The following is a 16,410-nucleotide window of genomic DNA, read 5'->3' as shown; positions in this document are numbered from 1 at the left end:
CGAAGCCTTCGCGCCGAGCGCTCCACAAGCCTGCGCCAGCCCTGATCATCAAGATGCTCCCGTGCAATGCCCGCCATGAAGGAGAGCCCCATGATCCCCACCGCGTCCGAGACAATTCTCCCTACCGCATCCCTCGTGTTTCCTCTGCTCGTCGGCGCGGCCCTGGTCGCGTCTGGCGCGGGTGCGGCGCTCGTCGTGCTCCGCGATCCCGAGCGGCGGACAGCCCTCCAGCGGTCCGCCGTTCTCCGCGCGCGCACGGACCTCGCCGTCGCGCTCGGCGCCACGCGCGCTCAGCGCGGACAGGGGTCGCGGGTACTGATCTTCGCCGCCCTGCGGATCGTCGCCGGTGTGCTGCTCCTGGTGACCGCCGGCCCGGCCTACACGACCGCCGCGATGGTCGCCGTGGCGCTCTGCGCACTCGCTCTCGCGGGGGCGCTCCGAGCCTTCGCGCGCACCTCTGACGACCCGGCACCGAGCCCGGCCGCGGTCGCCGCAGCGGCCGCCCTGCTCGCCTTCGCGACAGCGTCCGCAGCCCAGGGGATCCTCGGATTCACGGGCATTCCGGCTCAGCTCATGCGCCTGGATCAGCGCGACTTGAACTGGGCGGCGGCTCTCATCGGCGTGCTCGCAGCGTGCAGCCTCCTGCAATTGGCGAGGCGAAACTCGGCGCCAGAACCGGGTGCACGGAGGCAGGGATGATCCTTCGCCGCGCCGCCCCTGCCACCCCTTCGCGCCTCGTCCTCGACGGCACTTTCACGCACGGCCTGGCCGAGAGACGGACCGTCGCCGTCATCACCTTTTGGATGCAGTTCCACAACGCGGGACCCGGCGCGCTGCACAACCTCGCGCTGCTCTGTGGCACGTTGACCGACGGCTCCGGCGCCGAACTCGAGTACGACGAGGCTCCGGTCACCGTGGTAGGGCGGCCCGAGCAGGTGGTTCCTGGAGCGGGTTTCGTGGCCGTCGCGCACTACACGGTGGCCGTACTGCGCGCCCCTCGGGTGCTCCGCCACTCGATCGTGCTGCGGGGCCGCACGGGCGAGGGTCGAGCCTTCACTGATGTCGCCGCGCTCGAGGTATACCTCGATCCGCGACGCTCCCCCGGAGTCCGCTTTTCCTCCTCCTCCGCGGGTCCTCGACCGTCCTGCTGGCGCTGAAAGGCGGATGCACACGAATGAAAGCTGCTCAGAATGGTGCTTAATCGGGCAGGCTAGGGTCGTCGCGTCTCCCGAAGGACGCACAAGACGAGAGGACTTTGCCGTGATGGGGATCACAGAAGGCAGCAGAGCAACGATCGACCGCGGTGTGTCGCGACGCGATACAGCAGCAGCCGCGTGGCTTGCCGATGGGGGCATGGATGTGCGCGCTCCCGGAGCGTTCCGCATCGTCGCGGACATTTTGCGGAGCGACGGCGTCGAGGTGCTGCGGATATGGCACACTCCCGGCCGCGTGCACCGCACAGCACGCATCGGAGCCGGGGTGCGATTGCTGATCCCGCTTGAGGGCGCGCTGGTCGTCCAGCCCGACGACCCGTCGGCGCTCGAGGTCACGCTTGACCCGGGCGACATCGCGTTCCTCCAGTGTGAGTCGTCGTACACGCTCGTCACCGACATCCCGAGCGCGCGCACCGAGATCGCGCTCGACCGCCCGCTGCTCGGCCTCGTCGACTCGACGGACCGCGGAGCCGTCGTCACGCACGCCGACGCGGCCAGCCGCGGCATCCTGCTTTCGACCGTCAACTCGACGTTCGGTTCGGCACTCGACGCCGACTCGCCCGCGTTCCCGCTGGTCCGCGCCGCCCTCGAGCAGCTTGCCGGCGCGGTGCTGGCGACCTCGCTCCCTCGCGAGAGCAGCGAGGATGTCTACACGCGGGCCCTCGCCCTGATCGCTGCGATGTCGGCGGATTCTCGCCTGTCTGTGCAGGAGATCTGCGAACGCCTGGGCGTGCCCAAGCGCACACTCCAGCGCACCTTCGCGCGCAACGGCACCACCGTCTTTGACGAGATCCGTCGCGCGCGCCTCACGACGGCCCGGGCGATGCTCGGCGGGAGCGATGCCCCGCCCGCTCCGGAGCACGCGCTGAGCAGTTACGTGCGCTCGCAGCGGCTGCGGCGCGACCTGCGGCACCTCGAGACGGCGCCTACCGCGAACCTGGGCTGACCGCTCGGGTCGGGTGAGGGTGGCCAACGGCGAATCCGGTGCCCTCACCGCGTCTCAGTAGTCGATGCGGCCGCGGCGGTCGTGGAACTCGCCGGTCGGGCCATCGGGACCGAGCAGGGCGAGGGCGACGGTCGCATCGGTGCCCTCGGTGACGGTCTGGTGTCCGCCGTGGCCGTTGAAGTCGGTCGCGGTGTAGCCGGGGTCGCTCGCGTTGATGCGCATCGCGGGCAGGTTCTTGGCGTACTGGACCGTCAGAGCGATAACGGCCGCCTTCGACGCGGGGTACGGCACGGACGCGACGGGGAACTCGTCGCGACCCTCGGTGCTCAGCCAGCGCGGCCAGCCCACTCCGGAGGCGACGTTGACGATGACCGGGGCGGAGGAGCGGCGCAGCAACGGGAGGGCGGCCTGCGTGACGCGGACGATCCCGACAACGTTGGTGTCGAGCACGCTCGCCATCGCGTGGGCGGTGAGATCGTCGATTCCGAAGGAGGACCCGGGGATACCGGCATTGTTGACGAGCACGTCGAGTTCGGGCAGCGAGGCGAGAGCGGAGTCGACGCTCTCCTGGTCGGTGACGTCGAGCCGGACGGGGTGGGCGCCGAAGTCGCGGACAGCATCGCCGTCGGCGGGATCGCGCATCCCCGCGTAGACGGTGTGGCCTGCCTCGAGGAGTCGTCGGGCGGTCTCAAGGCCGAGGGAGCGGTTGGCTCCGGTGATGAGTGTCGTGGTCATGCCCCTATTTTGCGCTGACTCAGAGCTGCTTGGGCCACCGCCTGAACGCTCGGACAGCGGAGCTACCGGGCGCTGACCAGCAGCCGATCGAGAGAGCGAGCGCTGATCCAAGTTCCGACCACGATCGGCACGACTCCAGCGATCAGCATCGGGAGTGTGAGCGTCGAGAGGACCGGGTCAAGGAGGGTTTGTACGCTGATCCCCGTCCAGACGGCCACGATCCCCGCGATCAGCAGCGATCCCACGATCGCGATCACGGCGCCCGTGAGCACGGTCCTCCCACGAGCTCGAAGCATCACGACGGCTGGCATGCCCATCGCATCGAGGGCGCGATAGAGGCCCGCCCGGTCGCGCAGATCAGCGAGCTGCGTCTCGATGCTCGAGCAGGTGGTCACGAGGAGGGCCGCGGCGAGCGCCGCCACGGCAGCCAACTCGAGGTCGGGGTAGCCGGCAGCCATCTCCGCCGACATTCCCTCCTGAGAACCCAGCATCCTCAGGAACAGCAGCACCATCAGCACGACGAGGACGGTGGTTACATAGACCGCTGTGCCGGAGACCTGCCGCCAGGTCATCCGCGGATCCTCGAGCGCCGACCGGGCCGCGAGCAGCCGGTCGGCGGAACGGGCCCGTCTCAGCGCGAGCGTGGCAACCACGCGAATGACGAAGGGACCGGCGATCGTCATCACCGAGTTGAACGCCGCGATAGCGAGCGCCATCGCGGGGAGCACGAACAGGCCCGCCGAGACGAAGGTTCCCGCGAGCATCGAGACTCCGACGACGCCGGCCGCGGTGAGCAGTCTCCGCCGGCCGACCCGGTAGGGCCGCTGACGCCGTGAGGCGCTGAGCGGGTCGGCGGCGACTCCCGCAATCGCTCCGCTCGCGCTCAGCATGGCGATGCCGAGGATCGGAAGGATCACGGCGAGCACCGCGTGAACGGGTGGAATCAGTTCTAGAAGGCCGGTGGGGCCGCTACTCAGGGGCAGGACGGCGAGGAACGGGAGGGCGACGGCGAGCAGGACCAGCGCGAGGCCGATGCCCGCCGACGTGATCACGAGGGTCTCGATCTCGACGATTCGCCGCAGGAGTAGGGGCGAGGCGCCCAGCAGACCGAGGTGGGCCGTCCGCGCCTCCCGCTCGCGGGTCGACGTCCGGGCCGATGCGGCAACCACGTCGGCGATCGGGACTCCCAGGACCGCGGTGAGCAGAACGCTCAGCACCTGGGCGCCGCCCTGGGTCACGTCCTCGTGGGTCGTGCCGTACACGATCCACGTCACCAGCACGAGAGCGACGAACGTCGCGGCGGCTACGAGGAAGATCGGGGTGCGCTTGCGCGACTCCGATGCGCCGGGTCGCAGCATCAGGGCGGCGATGCGCAGGGCGGTCATGCGGTCGCCGCCCGGACAACTCCGTCCGCGATCTCGACCGCGCGCGAGCATCGGCGCGCGATCGCCGGATCGTGGGTGACGACGACCAGGGCGGCGCCGCGGGACGTCGTCGCGGTGAGAAGGAGGTCGAGGACGGAGTGCGCGGTGCGGCTGTCGAGGGCGCCGGTCGGCTCGTCGGCGAAGACCACGGGCGCCTCGGTGATCTGCGCACGGGCGATTGCCACCCGCTGTCCCTGGCCCCCCGAGAGCTGGCCGATCCGCTGGCTCTGAAGCCCGTCGAGGCCGAGCGGTGCAAACAGGCGATCGGCTCGCGTCTGCGCGTCCTGGCGGGAGCGTCCCAGCAGCATCAAGGGCAGCGCGACGTTCTCGAGCGCGGTCAGCTCCGGCAACAGGGCTCCGTGCTGGAACACGAAGCCGAACCTCTCCCGCCGGACCTGCGCGCGGCGGGGGGAGTCGAGCCGCGCCAGATCGAGGTCGCGAGTGCCGTCCGTGAGGGTCACGGATCCGGAGTCAGGCACGAGGATGCCCGCGAGGATGTGCAGGAGGGTGGTCTTGCCCGATCCCGACGAGCCGAGGACGGCGACGGATTCATCGGAGTGGAGGGTCAGATCAGCGCCGTTGAGCGGCGTGCTGGTCTCGTAGCGCTTCACCAGGCTGCGCGCCGTCAGAACGGGAGATGTGTCGGTCATTGAAAGAGGGTTTCCATTCGGGTTGGAGGGAGGGTGGTCGGCTGGGCCTCGGGTTGGTCGGGCTGCCGCTCATCACTGCCCAACGCGCCAGAACAGCAGGAACGCGGCGACGACCAGGAACGGCGCACAGGCGATGAGGTGGAGCCAGCGGTGCTCGACGACGACCGCCACGAACTCCCGGAGGAACGCGCTGGGCACGAAATAGGCGGATGTTCGGGCGCCGATAACCTGCGCCGGGATCCCGAGTCGGCGCGTGAGGGTCGCGGTGCGGAGCACGTGGTAATCGCTGGTGACGACGAGGAGGGGGCTGTGGAGACCGAGCGTGCCCAGCAGGGCCCGCGAGAGTTCGAGGTTCTCGCGGGTGTTCCGGGAGGCGGTTTCGGGATGAACGTCCTCGGGTCGTGCGCCGTTCGCCAGGAGGTACTCCGCCATCGCCGCTCCCTCGGCGCGCGACTCGTCGGAGCCCTTGCCGCCTGAGGGGACGAGGAGCGGCGAGCGCCCCGCCTCCCGCTCCGCCCGGTAGACGGCGAGCCCGCGGTCGAGCCTGCTCGCCAGCAGCGGCGGGACCTCGCCGTCGATCAACCCTGAGCCGAGGATCACGATCACCTCGGGGACGAGAGTGAGGCGGATCCGCGCGTAGACGACGGAGTAGAGGGCGAACGCGAGGAACGCGGCGGCGACGTACGCGGTGATCAGCACGATCAGCTCGGCGGGAACGACCCCGTACTGGTTCAGTGGCCTGATTCCGTTGGCTCCGTCGCCGACCCCGACGTACAGGACGAACACGACCGTCGGAAGCACGAGCACGAGGATCCCGGCGAAGAGGGAGAGCAGATTGCCAAGGCTGCGTCCCTCGCGGCGCATCATCTGCACGCCGTTGACGAGGAGTGCGCCGCCCAGCGTCAGGATCGCGAGGGGCACGAGGACGAGAGCCGCCGACACGAGGTAAGAGGCGACGACGGGCACCGCCCCGATGAGGAGCAGGAGGGGCGTGAAGGCGGCGAAGAGGATCGCCGCGATCAGGAACACGCCGTTGCGGAGCATCCGCGGTTCTCGCCAGCGGCCGAGGGCGAAGAGCGCGAGGAAGAACAGCGCGAAGAGGGCGCTCGAGAGGGCGGGCATCAGAGGGCGCGGAGGGCGGAGTTGCCGGCGCGGGGGCGCAGAGGCGTGGGGGGCACAGGGCTGGCAGGAGCGACGTTGTCACGTCGGCCAATCGGGGGGCAGCATAGGGGCATGGTGCCACCCTCGCAGTCAGGAGTCGCCGCGCGCGTCGTCCCGCCGATCTATCTGTGTGATGCGCCAGAGGGAGGCCGTCAGCAGGGCACCAGTGGATGCGGCAGCAGTTCCGGCAGCACAGGCGGATCGTGCCGGGAAAATAAGGGTGCAGATGCGCATACTCGAGCTACCACGGCGTGCTGAATTCGGACGAGTGGCGCGCGCTGGATACCCTGGTGTGCGACCTCGACACTTGTTGAGGTTCGTAGATATCAATGTAGGAGTCTTGCTGGATGGCTGAGCGCACTGTTCTGATAGACGATCTCACCGGAGCCCTGATTTCGGAGGGCCGCGGCGGCACGATCGTCTTCTCCATTGATGACTGCGACTACGAGATCGATTTGACCGCGGGGAACATCGGGAAGCTGCACCTCGCTCTCGCGCCATTCATCGCCGCAGCCCGACCGCTGTCCTCGGCGGCTCCCCAGCGCCGTGTGATCGCCGTTGCCGCCGGGGCGGGGCGGAAGACTCCGGAGATGCTCTCGGCGATCCGGCACTGGGCACGCCGCCAGGGCTATGAGGTTCCGCGATCAGGCCGGATCCCTCGTGATGTGCAGGCGGCATTCGACGCCGCTCACTGAGGCCGTCGGCCATCCCCCCGCGATGTCGAGGCGCTGCGCCGGCGTCCCGACCTCTGTGATGTTGCGATGACGCTCCTCCACAGGGCGCAAACAGGGCCTTTCTTTCCCGTCACGCGCGATCGGCCGCCCCAGTGTCGGTGGTCAGTGGTTCAATACACGTATGACAACAGCAGGCGAGGCGGAGGCGGTGCTCACCGAGGTGCGCACCCGGGGCGACCGAGCGGGCGAACTCGCTCGCGCGGCAGCTCCTCTGCTCCTCGCTGGCGCGGAGGAGCTGTACGCGGGGTATCGCGCGGCGCTGGCGGCTCCCGAGTCGTTCGCGCGCGGCCGCACACGTAGCGAATCGCGAGACCTCGTCGAACGCTCGGTTCGGGCCGAGTTCGCGGTGGCGCTGGGGGTCTCCGAGCGGGTCGCGGCGCGAGAACTCGAGCACGCGCAGCTGCTCATCGAGCACCTCCCCCGCACGCGGGCAGCGCTCGCCGGGGCACGGCTTCGGTGGGAGTCGGGTCAGGTGATCTGCTCGGTCGCGGCCACCCTGCCGCCGCCGGCGCGCACGGCCCTCGACGAGCGCGCCGCGGAACTGGCAGTCTCGATGACACCCACCCAGCTACGGCGCGCGGTGGCCCGGCTGCGCGACCAGCTGCACGAGCAGCCCCTCGCCGAGCGGCACGCACGTGCTCGGGAGGACCGGGCCGTCTGGATCACCCCCGAGACCGATGGGATGGCCACGCTCTGCGCGTTCCTCCCGGCGCACGTCGCCGTCGGAGCCTTCGACCGGCTCGACCGCATCGCCCGCACCCTCCGCGACGGCGCCGGGTCTCACGGGTTGGGTGCTGCCGGTTCGGCCCGGGACAGTTCGGCGCGGAACGGCTGCGCGGGCGACGGCTCGCCTGATGAGCGGACTCTCGCGCAGTTGCGCGCGGACGCCCTCACCGACCTGCTCTGCGACGGCGACATCACCGGCACCACACCTGCCGACGGCTCTGAGCGGCGGGTCCCGACCTTCGTCCCCGGGGTCCGTGCCGAAGTGCGACTGACCCTGCCCGCCACGACCGCCGTCGGTCTCGATTCAGCGCCGGCCGGCCTTGACGGCTACGGCCAGATCCCCGCCGATGTCGCGCGCCGGCTCCTTCCGACGGCCTCCACTCTCCATCGCGTACTCATGGACCCGCACACGGGAGTGGTCACCTCCGTAGGGCGCGCCTACCGCGTCCCACCGCGCGAGATGCGCCTGCATCTGCACCTGCGCGACCGCACCTGCCGCTTCCCGGGCTGCACCCGCCCCGCCGCCACGGCAGAGGCCGACCACACCGTGGAGTGGCGTCACGGCGGCGAGACCTCCCTCGACAACCTGGCGTCGCTCTGCGTCGCCCACCACCACGTCCGCCACGGCGAACGCTGGACCTACCGACTGCACCCCGACGGCACGGCCGACTGGACCACACCAACCGGGAGGCGGGTCAGCACCCACCCCGCCACCATCCGCGAAGCCCCGCCCGCACCCCGGTTCACCGATCCGCCACCTCCGAAGCGCGCCGAGGCGCCGCCGCCCTTCTGATCCCGCCGATCCGCACGCCCTGCCCGGTGTCAGCCGACTGCCGGCGGCATGCAGGACGTCGAGCGCGTGCACGACCTCATGGCCCACCCGCGGGGGAGAGGGCAGTGAGCAGGTCGGTCAGAACGGTGCCGCGGGAACCCGCGTCCTCGGGGTGCCACTGCACGCACCAGAGCGGAGCGGACTCGTGCTCGACCGCCTCGACGGTGCCGTCGTCGGCCCGGCCGACCACGCGCAGGCCCTCGCCCAGGCGGCCGACGGCCTGGTGGTGGGAGCTTCGCACGTCGAGATCGACGGCACCGAGGATGCGGGCAAGGGCGCTGCCGGGCTCGAGGGCCACGCGGTGGTCGATCATCGCGGACAGGTGCTCGCCGGGGGCCGAGCGGCCGACGTGACCGTCGAGGTGCTGCACGAGGTCGCCACCGAGCGCCACGTTGACCAGCTGCATCCCGCGGCAGATGCCGACCAGCGGGGTGCGCGACTCGACGGCTCGGCGGACCACGGCGATCTGAGCGCGGTCGGCCTCGGGGAAGGACTGGCCGCGATGCGGGTCGTCGGGCCTGCCGTCGTAGAACTGCGGATCGACGTCCTCTCCCCCGGTGACGACGACCGCGTCGGCCGCGTCGAGCCTCCGCTCGAGCTCGACGGCCCCGACCTGCGCAGCCGGGACGCGGTCGACGATGAAGCCGGCCCCGGTGGCGGCGGTCACGACGCTCGCGGTGAGTAGCTGGAGCTCGATTTCGAACTCCGGATCCTCGCGGCCACCGTCGGCGACATCGACGACGAGTAGGACGGGTCGTGCGAAGGCCATGCGGACATCGTGCCATCAGCCCCTGGTCAGGAAGCGCCTCCGTCCCTAGAGTGTTCACGTTCACATTCCGTGCGATGACGCACACCTCCGCGGCCCCCGCGGATCGTGCGTCGACGCCCCACCCGACCACGAGGGCCTTCATGAGACGAACACGATCGGCGGTGAGGACCGCGCTGGCGGTCGCCACCGTCGCCGCCACAGCGCTACTCGGCGCCACGGTCCCGACCTCCGCTTTCGGAGCGACCGAGACGCCGCTGCTCCACTACACCTTCGACACCGCCCCCACCGGCACCACCATCGCCGACACGAGCGGCAACGGATACGACGCAACGCTGCGCCGCTCCGGGGCCGAGTTCCGCAACGGCCTCATCAGCCTGCCCGGCGGATCCGCCGCCTCCGCCCCCTACCTCGACGTCCCCACCACGGGCCTGGTCGGCAAGAAGGATCTCACCTTCTCCACCTGGCTCTCGAACAAGGGCGGCACGGGCAACGTGGCCGCCGCGTTCGTTGGCGCTCCCGTCGCCACCGGCGCCCCGTTCTCCTCCGGCTACTGGCTGCTCAACCCGAGCAACCTGTCCGGTTACACGAAGTCGGTCATCACCAACTCCGTCAACGCGAACGCCCCCTACAACACCGAGGTCGGAGCCGGCGCCACCGGCACCCCGACCCTCGGCGCCCGCACCCCCGCTGGCCTGTCGCTGTACACGACCGTCATCGACGGCACGACGGGCAAGCTGACCGTGTACGTCAACGGCACGCAGATCTCGCAGAGCACGATCGCCCGCGACGTCGCCTCGTTCGGCTCGTCGCTCGTCGGCTACATCGCGCGCTCGACCTACAACGACCCAGGCTGGAACGGCGAGATGGATGACTTCGCCGTCTACGGCAGCGCCCTCAGCGCCAGCGCCGTGCAGGCGCTCTACTCCTCGCAGGCCCTCGACCGCGCCGTCGCATCGGTCACCGTGCCGACGGAGGCAACCACCGGCTTCACGGTGCCCACCACCGCCAGCGGCGTCGGCATCACCTGGCGCTCGAACAGCGCGGCCGTCGCCATCACCGGCGGCACCGCGACCGTCACTCGGCCCGCCGCGGGCCAGCCGGACGCCTCCGCCACCCTCACCGCCACCTACACGGTCGGCTCCGAGACCCGCACGGTCGACTACACCGTGAAGGTCGCCGCACAGCTCGACGACGCCACCACGGTGCAGCGCGACATCGACGCGATAGCGATCCCGAACGTCGGCGACATCCGCACGAACGTCTCGGTGCCCTCAACCGGCGCGCTCGGCTCGAGCATCGCCTGGAGCGTCGTCAGCCCGAGCGGAGCGACCGTCCGCGACGGCAGTGCCGCCGAGACCCGCACGATCGACGTCGACCGTCCCTCCGCCGGCAGCCCCGCGATCGACGTGATCGTCCGCGCGACCGCGACCAGCGGAGCGACCACCCGCACCCGCGACTTCACCCTCCGCGTGCAGCCCCTGCCCGCAGGTGCCGACGACACTGAGGCGTACGTCTGGGCGTTCTTCACCGGCGAGGGCGACGGCGCCGAGCGGATCAGCCTCGCGGCCTCGAAGGGCGACGACGCGCTGAGCTGGAACACGCTGAACGACGGCAAGCCGGTCTTCACCTCGAGCCTGGGGACGAAGGGCTTGCGCGACCCGTTCATCATCCGCTCGGCCGAGGGCGACAAGTTCTTCATGCTCGCCACCGACCTCAAGATCGACGGCCTCCCCGGCGGATTCGATACCGCCCAGAAGTCGGGCTCGACGTACATCGAAGTATGGGAGTCAACCGATCTGGTGAACTGGTCCGCCCAGCGCCACGTCAAGGTGTCGACCGACTTCGCCGGCAACACCTGGGCCCCCGAGGCGTACTGGGACGAGGAGCTCGACACGTACGTGGTGTTCTGGGCCTCGAACATGTACCCGACCACGAACGCCGCCGACCGCACCGCCGTCACCTACAACCAGATGATGTACGCGACGACCGACGATTTTGTCACCTTCTCGGCGGCCAAGCCGTGGATCGACGTCAAGCGCGGCACCGGCAAGGGCACCATCGACTCGACCGTCGCGAAGGACGGCGACACCTACTACCGCTTCACCAAGGACGAGGCGTCGATGACGCTGCGCGAGGAGAAGAGCACCGATCTGCTGGCCACCATCAGCGGCTCGCTGCCCGGCACCGGCGGACCGGCGGACGAGTGGTCACTGGTGAAGGAGCGCGTCGCCTCGGGCCTGCCCAACGGCGAGCCCGGCAAGACCTTCACCAGCGGCGAGGGTCCCAACGTGTTCCCCGCCAACGAGGGTGACGTGAATGGCCTCGACTGGTTCCTCTTCATCGACCAGCCGAACTACCACGACGGCCCGAACCACTACATTCCGTTCGGCACCGATGACCTCGCGAACGGCGACTCCTGGCAGCCGCTCGGCTCGAAGCTCCGCGCGAATCTGCCGCAGAACGCCGACGGCGGCAAGCCCCGCCACGGCACGGTCATCCCGGTGACCCGCGCCGAGTACCAGAAGGTGCTCGAGGGCTATTCCCCCGGCCTCGCCGTCGCCTCGGTCGCTCCGCTGACCGCCACGACCACGGCGGGTACCGCGCCCACCCTGCCTCGCGCCACGATCACGACCGCCGCCGGAACCACCAGCACGGTCGACGTCGCCTGGGACGCGGTCGCGCCCGCCTCCTACGCCTCGGCCGGGACCTTCACGGTGTCGGGAGTCGCGCAGGACGCGTCGCGCATGCCGGTGCAGGTCTCGGTCACAGTGCAGTCCTCGCTGACGGTGACCGCGACCGCGTCGTCGCGCTGCCTCGCCGGCAAGGTCGTCCTGACGGTCGTCACGAAGAACGGCGACACCGTGCCGATGGACGTTCAGGTCAGCACTCCGGAGGGCGTGAAGACGTTCGCCGGAGTGAAGCCGGGCGCCAGCGCCTCCGCCGCCTACACCGTGCGCGCACAGCTCGCCGCGGGTCAGGCGACGGTGACAGGCACGGCGACGGTCGGAGGGAAGGCCGTCAGCGCCACGGTCACCGCACCGTACACCGCGCGCAGCTGCGGCTGACGCGGGCCGCCGATGAGCCCATCGCCTCGGAGCGGCGGGCTCATCGGCGGGAGAAGCCGACGCTCACCCCGCCGACGATCGTGCCAGCCAGGTTGTACAGCAGAGCAGCGGTGGCGCCGAGTGCCGTACTGACGATCGTGTTCAGCACGCCCACGATGACCGTGAAGCCCATCACCTGCGGCAGAGACGGGATCACCTGCATATCCTCCGCACTAGCTCCGGCGAGCTGCCGGAACAGAGCATCGGCATGGGCGAAGGCATCTGTGCTGGCGAGCACCGCATAGCCGACGGGTACCGTGACGATCAGGATGATCGCCCCGGCAAGCCCGAGGAGGAACGCGATCTTCGCCGCCGACCAGAAGTCGATGTGGGCGAGCCTGAGACGGGTCGGCTCCGCCGACGGCGTCGCGGCCCTCTCGGCGGGTCCAGCCGCTCCACTCATCCGTGCGCCTCACTGATCGACGGGTGGCGCCTCCAGTGCGGAAGGTGATCGGGCGGGTGCCGCGACGCCGAAGACAGCCTTCCGGGTCTGCGGGCGGCGGGCATCGCCCGCTCGTCCCATCCGGCTGCACCGCAGGGATGACATCTGCTCAGCAGGACGCCGGGCAGGTGTTTCCTCAGCCGCCTGAGTGCTTTCCCTCAACCTCGGTGACGGACGAGCGCTCGGCTCAGTGCTGCGTAGCCCGCTTGAGCAGCTCCGCGAACACGGCGTCGTACGTCGCCCTGACCTGATCCCACGACGCGTGGAGGTCGACGGTCTCTGGCGCCTCGACCGCCGCAGCGTACCCGTGCTGCGCGTGCGGGATGGGTTGCGCGGGGAGCCGGAGCGTCTGGATGAACGCGCCGGTGTCCGGCTCGAACGTGAGGGTGTGCGACGCGACGTTCCGATCCCAGTCGGCGGACGGCCACGACAGGAAGGCGATGTGCCGTAGCGCCTCCCCGGGACCGGTCGCCGACACGTAGCTGCCGAAGTGATCCTCGCCCGGGGAGAGGATCTTGTACGAGCCGTTGTCGAAGAGGATCAGCAGCGCCTCCGGGAACGGCCGCGGCCCGAACATGGCGGTGTAGCGCAGGGCCTCGACCGCGACCGGTCGGCCCAGCGGCACCGTGATCAGGGGAACGTCGTGCTCGGTCATCGTGTGGTTCCTTTCGGTGTGAAGTCCGGTCAGTGCACTACCGGGGTCACTGGTGGACGAGCACGAGGGTAGGCGGACGCCGGTGAAAGGGACCCGAATGGCGCTGAACGTCGGATCAGCCTCGCCGCTCGGTCTCGCGTAGCGAACGGATCATGCTCCGCAGCACCCGGCTCGCCGCCTCCCGTTCGTCCTCGCCGAGCTCGCTCAGCATCCGCAGCTCAACGGAGCGGACCGCCGCCGATGCCTCCGCCAGGCTGCGTCTGCCGCGCGGGGTGAGCCGGGCAGGCAGAGCCTTGCCGACCGGCGCCTCCGCGGGGCGCGTCACGATCCCGTCGCGCTCGAGAGTCTGCAGCAGCACGTTCATTGACTGCCGGGTGACGAACGCACCGCGCGCCAGCTCGGAGTTGGACAGGCCGGGCCGCTGGGCTAGCAGCTCAAGGCAGGAGTAGTGCGTGACGCTCATGCCGAGTGGGCGCAGCACCGCCTCCATCGCGGCGCGCAAAGCACTCGACGCCTCCTTCAGGAGATAGCCGAGCGAGGTCTCCAGGTCGATACCACCGTTCATGTCAACATTTTGACACGCACCTTGACCGATGTCAGATTCCTGACATACATTAGGACGTGTCAGCAGATTGACATCACTCAGGAGGAACCCGCCATGCCCGTCACCGGCCCCGACTTCGTCTCGCTCCAGGTCCGCGACCTCGATGCCTCCCAGGCGTTCTATGAGCGCTACCTCGGCCTCGTCCGCTCCCCCGCCGGACCGCCCCACGCCGTCGTCTTCACGACGACCCCGATCGCCTTCGCCCTGCGCGACATCATGCCGGGTACCGACCTCAATGCCGCGCCGCACCCCGGCGTCGGCGCGGCAATCTGGCTGCACGCCACCGGGGTGCAAGACATCCACGATGCCCTCGCCGCCGACGGTCACGGCATCGTCGCCGCTCCGGTCGACGGCCCCTTCGGCCGCACCTTCACCTTTACCGACCCTGACGGCTACCACATCACCCTGCACGACAGGGCCTGACGCCGGAGGCAGGGCGGCAGCCGCAGTCAAGCGGTGCACTGAAAGTTAAGCAGTGCACTGAAAGTTAAGCAGTGCACTGAAAAAGTTAAGCAGTGCACTGAAAGCTAGGCGGTGCGCTGGAGGAGGAACACGCCGTCGACGAGCGTCGCGGCACCCCCGTCCGGGGCGGTCACCGGCCGCGCGCGAGTCTCGACCACGCGTGGCGTCCACCGGGCCGGATCGAGCGCGAGCGCCTCGAACTCCTCCTCCGGTCCCATCAGGTGCATCGCGCCGTGCCGATGCTCGTCGCCACTCGCCCAGGGCGGAGGCGCGGCGTGCGAGACGACCGCGAGGTGACCGCCCGGCGCGACGACCGACGCCGCGTGGCGCAGGACGTCGAGGCGCGGGAACTCGACCATCGAGTGCAGGAAGCTCGCCGTGACCAGCTCGAACGGCCCCGTCACCGGCCACTCCCCGGCGAGGTCGGCCTGCACGAAGAGGACGTCGGCGCCCTGCGCAGCCGCCGCCTCCCGCGCCCTGACGAGGGCGGTCTCGGAGAGGTCGAGGCCGGTGACCCGCCAGCCGAGAGCGGCAAGCCAGAGAGCGTCGGCGCCCTCGCCCGCGCCGAGGTCGAGCGCTCGCGCGGGCGGCAGCTCGCCGACGAGGGCGACGAGCGCGGTGTTCGGCCGACCCGACCAGATGCGGTCGGAGTCGGCATAGCGCGCCTCCCAGTGCTCACGTGGAGTGCTCATGCGGGTCCTCGTCTCCGGCGGATGTCGCCCGAACCGACGATGCCGCTCCCACGTCGATCACACCACTGATCGTGCCGATTCGGCACGTCGAGGACAGCCGGTGCGCCCCTTCCCCGATCCGCCCCTTCCCCGATCCGCATTGCGCGGATTAGCGTCGAGACATGGCCCTCCGTCTCGAAGAGATCATTGTCGACTGCACTGACTTCCGCGCCGTCGGGCACTGGTGGCAGGAGGCGCTCGGCTGGGACCTCGTCGACGAGGACGACGACGGGATCGAGCTGCTCGCCCCCTCCGGCCGCGGCCCCAGCCTGCTCTTCCTGAACGTGCCCGAGCGCAAGACGCTCAAGAACCGGCTGCACCTCGACTTCGTGCCCGACGACCAGGAGGCGGAGGTGGCGCGGCTTGTCGGCCTCGGTGCGACACGGGTCGACATCGGCCAGGGCGAGCGCTCCTGGGTGGTACTGGCCGATCCGGAGGGCAACGAGTTGTGCATCCTGTCCGCTCGGGAGTGAGAGCGCTCCGCTCTTGTGTGAAGACCCCGCGGGGAAGCGTTTTCCTGGGCCGAGTTCGGATACATCCCGAGAAGTCAAGGGTCGAACGCACGTTCGCACCGTTCTAGCATCGGCTGCAACGCGGATCCGGATCGGGACGCGCAATGCCAAGGAGAGACCGTGACCGCTGAAGACGTGACCGCAGAGGGGAGGCCCGTCGCCGCGACCGGGCAACGGCAATGCGACCTCCTGGCAGGGCACGTCCTCGAGAACCGCGGCACCGGCCTCTACGCCTACGCGTACCGCCTGACCCTCTCTGAGGACGCAGCCGCGGCGGCCCTGCGCCACACCGCCGCCACCCTGCGGACCGGCCGGCCCTCCGGGCTCGACGAGAAGGGCGCGCTGGACCTCGCTCGCGCCGAGATCGGCCGCGTCAGCCTCCAGCGCGGCACTCTCGAGCAGACTGAGCCGGCTCCACCCGTGCTGGATGAGGACGACCTCCTGCGCTCCGGCTTTCACCGCCGTCTGCACGCCCTGCCGACCATCGAACGCCAGTGCTGGCTGCTGCGGCACACTGGCGGACACGACATCGACTGCATCGCGGAGCTGCTGCGGATCCCTGTCGATCGAGTGCAGACGGCGCTCGCCTCCGCCGCGCAGACGCTTGTGGCGGGCGAGCTGGCCGAGTGCGCGCACTGGTCGGAGTAGGTCCGGATCGGAGTAGGTCCGGCGGAGTTGAGCAGCAACCCGGGTGTCCGAGGGACGCCGG

General features: G+C 70.1%; 18 protein-coding genes. 9 read left to right on the top strand and 9 right to left on the bottom strand.

What is annotated here, in order from left to right; all coding sequences use genetic code 11:
• Window positions 1–90: 90 nt before the first annotated feature.
• The 3 genes from HRF29_RS10185 (at window position 91) to HRF29_RS10175 (ending at window position 2,160) form a co-directional block, all read left to right on the top strand.
• Window positions 91–699, top strand: coding sequence for a hypothetical protein (locus tag HRF29_RS10185; RefSeq protein WP_173248406.1), 609 nt, complete (start codon window positions 91–93; stop codon window positions 697–699).
• Window positions 696–1,157: a hypothetical protein gene (locus tag HRF29_RS10180; protein ID WP_173248404.1), complete on the top strand. Its 462-nt coding sequence runs from the start codon at window positions 696–698 to the stop codon at window positions 1,155–1,157. Before HRF29_RS10185 ends, HRF29_RS10180 begins: the two co-directional genes overlap by 4 nt.
• Before the next feature lie 106 nt (window positions 1,158–1,263).
• Window positions 1,264–2,160: an AraC-like ligand-binding domain-containing protein gene (locus HRF29_RS10175; RefSeq protein ID WP_173248402.1), complete on the top strand. Its 897-nt coding sequence runs from the start codon at window positions 1,264–1,266 to the stop codon at window positions 2,158–2,160.
• A 54-nt stretch (window positions 2,161–2,214) separates the two neighbouring features.
• On the opposite strand, the gene HRF29_RS10170 is transcribed toward HRF29_RS10175, so the two are convergent.
• The 4 genes from HRF29_RS10170 to HRF29_RS10155 form a co-directional block, all read right to left on the bottom strand.
• Window positions 2,215–2,895: an SDR family NAD(P)-dependent oxidoreductase gene (locus HRF29_RS10170; protein WP_173248400.1), complete on the bottom strand. Its 681-nt coding sequence runs from the start codon at window positions 2,893–2,895 to the stop codon at window positions 2,215–2,217.
• A 62-nt stretch (window positions 2,896–2,957) separates the two neighbouring features.
• Complete coding sequence (locus HRF29_RS10165) at window positions 2,958–4,280, bottom strand: hypothetical protein (protein ID WP_173248399.1); 1,323 nt, start codon at window positions 4,278–4,280, stop codon at window positions 2,958–2,960.
• Window positions 4,277–4,969, bottom strand: a complete 693-nt coding sequence (locus HRF29_RS10160; protein ID WP_173248397.1) for an ABC transporter ATP-binding protein — start codon at window positions 4,967–4,969, stop codon at window positions 4,277–4,279. The genes HRF29_RS10165 and HRF29_RS10160 overlap by 4 nt, the downstream gene beginning before the upstream one ends.
• A 72-nt stretch (window positions 4,970–5,041) precedes the next feature.
• Window positions 5,042–6,091, bottom strand: coding sequence for a YdcF family protein (locus tag HRF29_RS10155; RefSeq protein ID WP_173248395.1), 1,050 nt, complete (start codon window positions 6,089–6,091; stop codon window positions 5,042–5,044).
• Between the two features lie 386 nt (window positions 6,092–6,477).
• Here HRF29_RS10155 and HRF29_RS10150 point away from each other — a divergent pair, with 386 nt between their 5' ends.
• Window positions 6,478–6,825, top strand: coding sequence for a histone-like nucleoid-structuring protein Lsr2 (locus HRF29_RS10150; RefSeq protein WP_173248393.1), 348 nt, complete (start codon window positions 6,478–6,480; stop codon window positions 6,823–6,825).
• Between the two features lie 160 nt (window positions 6,826–6,985).
• Window positions 6,986–8,383: an HNH endonuclease signature motif containing protein gene (locus tag HRF29_RS10145; protein ID WP_173248391.1), complete on the top strand. Its 1,398-nt coding sequence runs from the start codon at window positions 6,986–6,988 to the stop codon at window positions 8,381–8,383.
• A gap of 76 nt (window positions 8,384–8,459) precedes the next feature.
• Here the strand turns inward: HRF29_RS10145 and HRF29_RS10140 are convergent, their stop codons facing one another.
• A complete protein-coding gene (locus tag HRF29_RS10140; protein WP_173248389.1) occupies window positions 8,460–9,191 on the bottom strand; it encodes a gamma-glutamyl-gamma-aminobutyrate hydrolase family protein in 732 nt (243 codons plus the stop codon).
• A gap of 140 nt (window positions 9,192–9,331) precedes the next feature.
• Here HRF29_RS10140 and HRF29_RS10135 point away from each other — a divergent pair, with 140 nt between their 5' ends.
• Window positions 9,332–12,256 (top strand): immunoglobulin-like domain-containing protein, encoded by a 2,925-nt coding sequence (locus tag HRF29_RS10135; protein ID WP_173248387.1) that lies wholly within the window; start codon window positions 9,332–9,334, stop codon window positions 12,254–12,256.
• Between the two features lie 40 nt (window positions 12,257–12,296).
• Here the strand turns inward: HRF29_RS10135 and HRF29_RS10130 are convergent, their stop codons facing one another.
• The 3 genes from HRF29_RS10130 to HRF29_RS10120 form a co-directional block, all read right to left on the bottom strand.
• Window positions 12,297–12,698 carry a DUF3566 domain-containing protein gene (locus tag HRF29_RS10130; RefSeq protein ID WP_173248385.1) on the bottom strand — a complete coding sequence of 134 codons (402 nt, stop codon included), beginning with the start codon at window positions 12,696–12,698 and terminating at the stop codon, window positions 12,297–12,299.
• Between the two features lie 226 nt (window positions 12,699–12,924).
• A complete protein-coding gene (locus tag HRF29_RS10125) occupies window positions 12,925–13,392 on the bottom strand; it encodes a hypothetical protein (protein WP_173248383.1) in 468 nt (155 codons plus the stop codon).
• Between the two features lie 115 nt (window positions 13,393–13,507).
• Complete coding sequence (locus HRF29_RS10120) at window positions 13,508–13,957, bottom strand: MarR family winged helix-turn-helix transcriptional regulator (protein ID WP_173248381.1); 450 nt, start codon at window positions 13,955–13,957, stop codon at window positions 13,508–13,510.
• 93 nt (window positions 13,958–14,050) lie between these two features.
• On the opposite strand from HRF29_RS10120, the gene HRF29_RS10115 reads away from it, so the two are divergent.
• On the top strand, window positions 14,051–14,419 hold the full coding sequence (locus HRF29_RS10115; protein WP_173248379.1) for a VOC family protein: 369 nt from the start codon (window positions 14,051–14,053) through the stop codon (window positions 14,417–14,419).
• A gap of 104 nt (window positions 14,420–14,523) precedes the next feature.
• Here HRF29_RS10115 and HRF29_RS10110 read toward each other — a convergent pair whose 3' ends face one another.
• Window positions 14,524–15,150 (bottom strand): class I SAM-dependent methyltransferase, encoded by a 627-nt coding sequence (locus HRF29_RS10110; protein WP_173248377.1) that lies wholly within the window; start codon window positions 15,148–15,150, stop codon window positions 14,524–14,526.
• Between the two features lie 161 nt (window positions 15,151–15,311).
• Between HRF29_RS10110 and HRF29_RS10105 the strand changes: the two genes are divergently transcribed.
• Window positions 15,312–15,662: a VOC family protein gene (locus HRF29_RS10105; RefSeq protein ID WP_173248375.1), complete on the top strand. Its 351-nt coding sequence runs from the start codon at window positions 15,312–15,314 to the stop codon at window positions 15,660–15,662.
• A 159-nt stretch (window positions 15,663–15,821) separates the two neighbouring features.
• Window positions 15,822–16,349 carry an RNA polymerase sigma factor gene (locus HRF29_RS10100; RefSeq protein ID WP_173248373.1) on the top strand — a complete coding sequence of 176 codons (528 nt, stop codon included), beginning with the start codon at window positions 15,822–15,824 and terminating at the stop codon, window positions 16,347–16,349.
• Window positions 16,350–16,410 lie beyond the last annotated feature (61 nt).

It is taken from the genome of Rathayibacter agropyri, assembly GCF_013249015.1.
Lineage (GTDB): Bacteria > Actinomycetota > Actinomycetes > Actinomycetales > Microbacteriaceae > Rathayibacter > Rathayibacter agropyri.
The sequence above is the reverse complement of the archived record's forward strand: the minus strand, read 5'-3'. Positions and strand labels throughout refer to the sequence as shown.

Bases quoted from the DNA above. Each gene is read 5' to 3' on its own strand.
- HRF29_RS10185 (WP_173248406.1), top strand. From the start codon at position 91: ATGATCCCCACCGCGTCCGAGACAATTCTCCCTACCGCATCCCTCGTG.
- HRF29_RS10180 (WP_173248404.1), top strand. From the start codon at position 696: ATGATCCTTCGCCGCGCCGCCCCTGCCACCCCTTCGCGCCTCGTCCTC.
- HRF29_RS10175 (WP_173248402.1), top strand. From the start codon at position 1,264: ATGGGGATCACAGAAGGCAGCAGAGCAACGATCGACCGCGGTGTGTCG.
- HRF29_RS10170 (WP_173248400.1), bottom strand. From the start codon at position 2,895: ATGACCACGACACTCATCACCGGAGCCAACCGCTCCCTCGGCCTTGAG.
- HRF29_RS10165 (WP_173248399.1), bottom strand. From the start codon at position 4,280: ATGACCGCCCTGCGCATCGCCGCCCTGATGCTGCGACCCGGCGCATCG.
- HRF29_RS10160 (WP_173248397.1), bottom strand. From the start codon at position 4,969: ATGACCGACACATCTCCCGTTCTGACGGCGCGCAGCCTGGTGAAGCGC.
- HRF29_RS10155 (WP_173248395.1), bottom strand. From the start codon at position 6,091: ATGCCCGCCCTCTCGAGCGCCCTCTTCGCGCTGTTCTTCCTCGCGCTC.
- HRF29_RS10150 (WP_173248393.1), top strand. From the start codon at position 6,478: ATGGCTGAGCGCACTGTTCTGATAGACGATCTCACCGGAGCCCTGATT.
- HRF29_RS10145 (WP_173248391.1), top strand. From the start codon at position 6,986: ATGACAACAGCAGGCGAGGCGGAGGCGGTGCTCACCGAGGTGCGCACC.
- HRF29_RS10140 (WP_173248389.1), bottom strand. From the start codon at position 9,191: ATGGCCTTCGCACGACCCGTCCTACTCGTCGTCGATGTCGCCGACGGT.
- HRF29_RS10135 (WP_173248387.1), top strand. From the start codon at position 9,332: ATGAGACGAACACGATCGGCGGTGAGGACCGCGCTGGCGGTCGCCACC.
- HRF29_RS10130 (WP_173248385.1), bottom strand. From the start codon at position 12,698: ATGAGTGGAGCGGCTGGACCCGCCGAGAGGGCCGCGACGCCGTCGGCG.
- HRF29_RS10125 (WP_173248383.1), bottom strand. From the start codon at position 13,392: ATGACCGAGCACGACGTTCCCCTGATCACGGTGCCGCTGGGCCGACCG.
- HRF29_RS10120 (WP_173248381.1), bottom strand. From the start codon at position 13,957: ATGAACGGTGGTATCGACCTGGAGACCTCGCTCGGCTATCTCCTGAAG.
- HRF29_RS10115 (WP_173248379.1), top strand. From the start codon at position 14,051: ATGCCCGTCACCGGCCCCGACTTCGTCTCGCTCCAGGTCCGCGACCTC.
- HRF29_RS10110 (WP_173248377.1), bottom strand. From the start codon at position 15,150: ATGAGCACTCCACGTGAGCACTGGGAGGCGCGCTATGCCGACTCCGAC.
- HRF29_RS10105 (WP_173248375.1), top strand. From the start codon at position 15,312: ATGGCCCTCCGTCTCGAAGAGATCATTGTCGACTGCACTGACTTCCGC.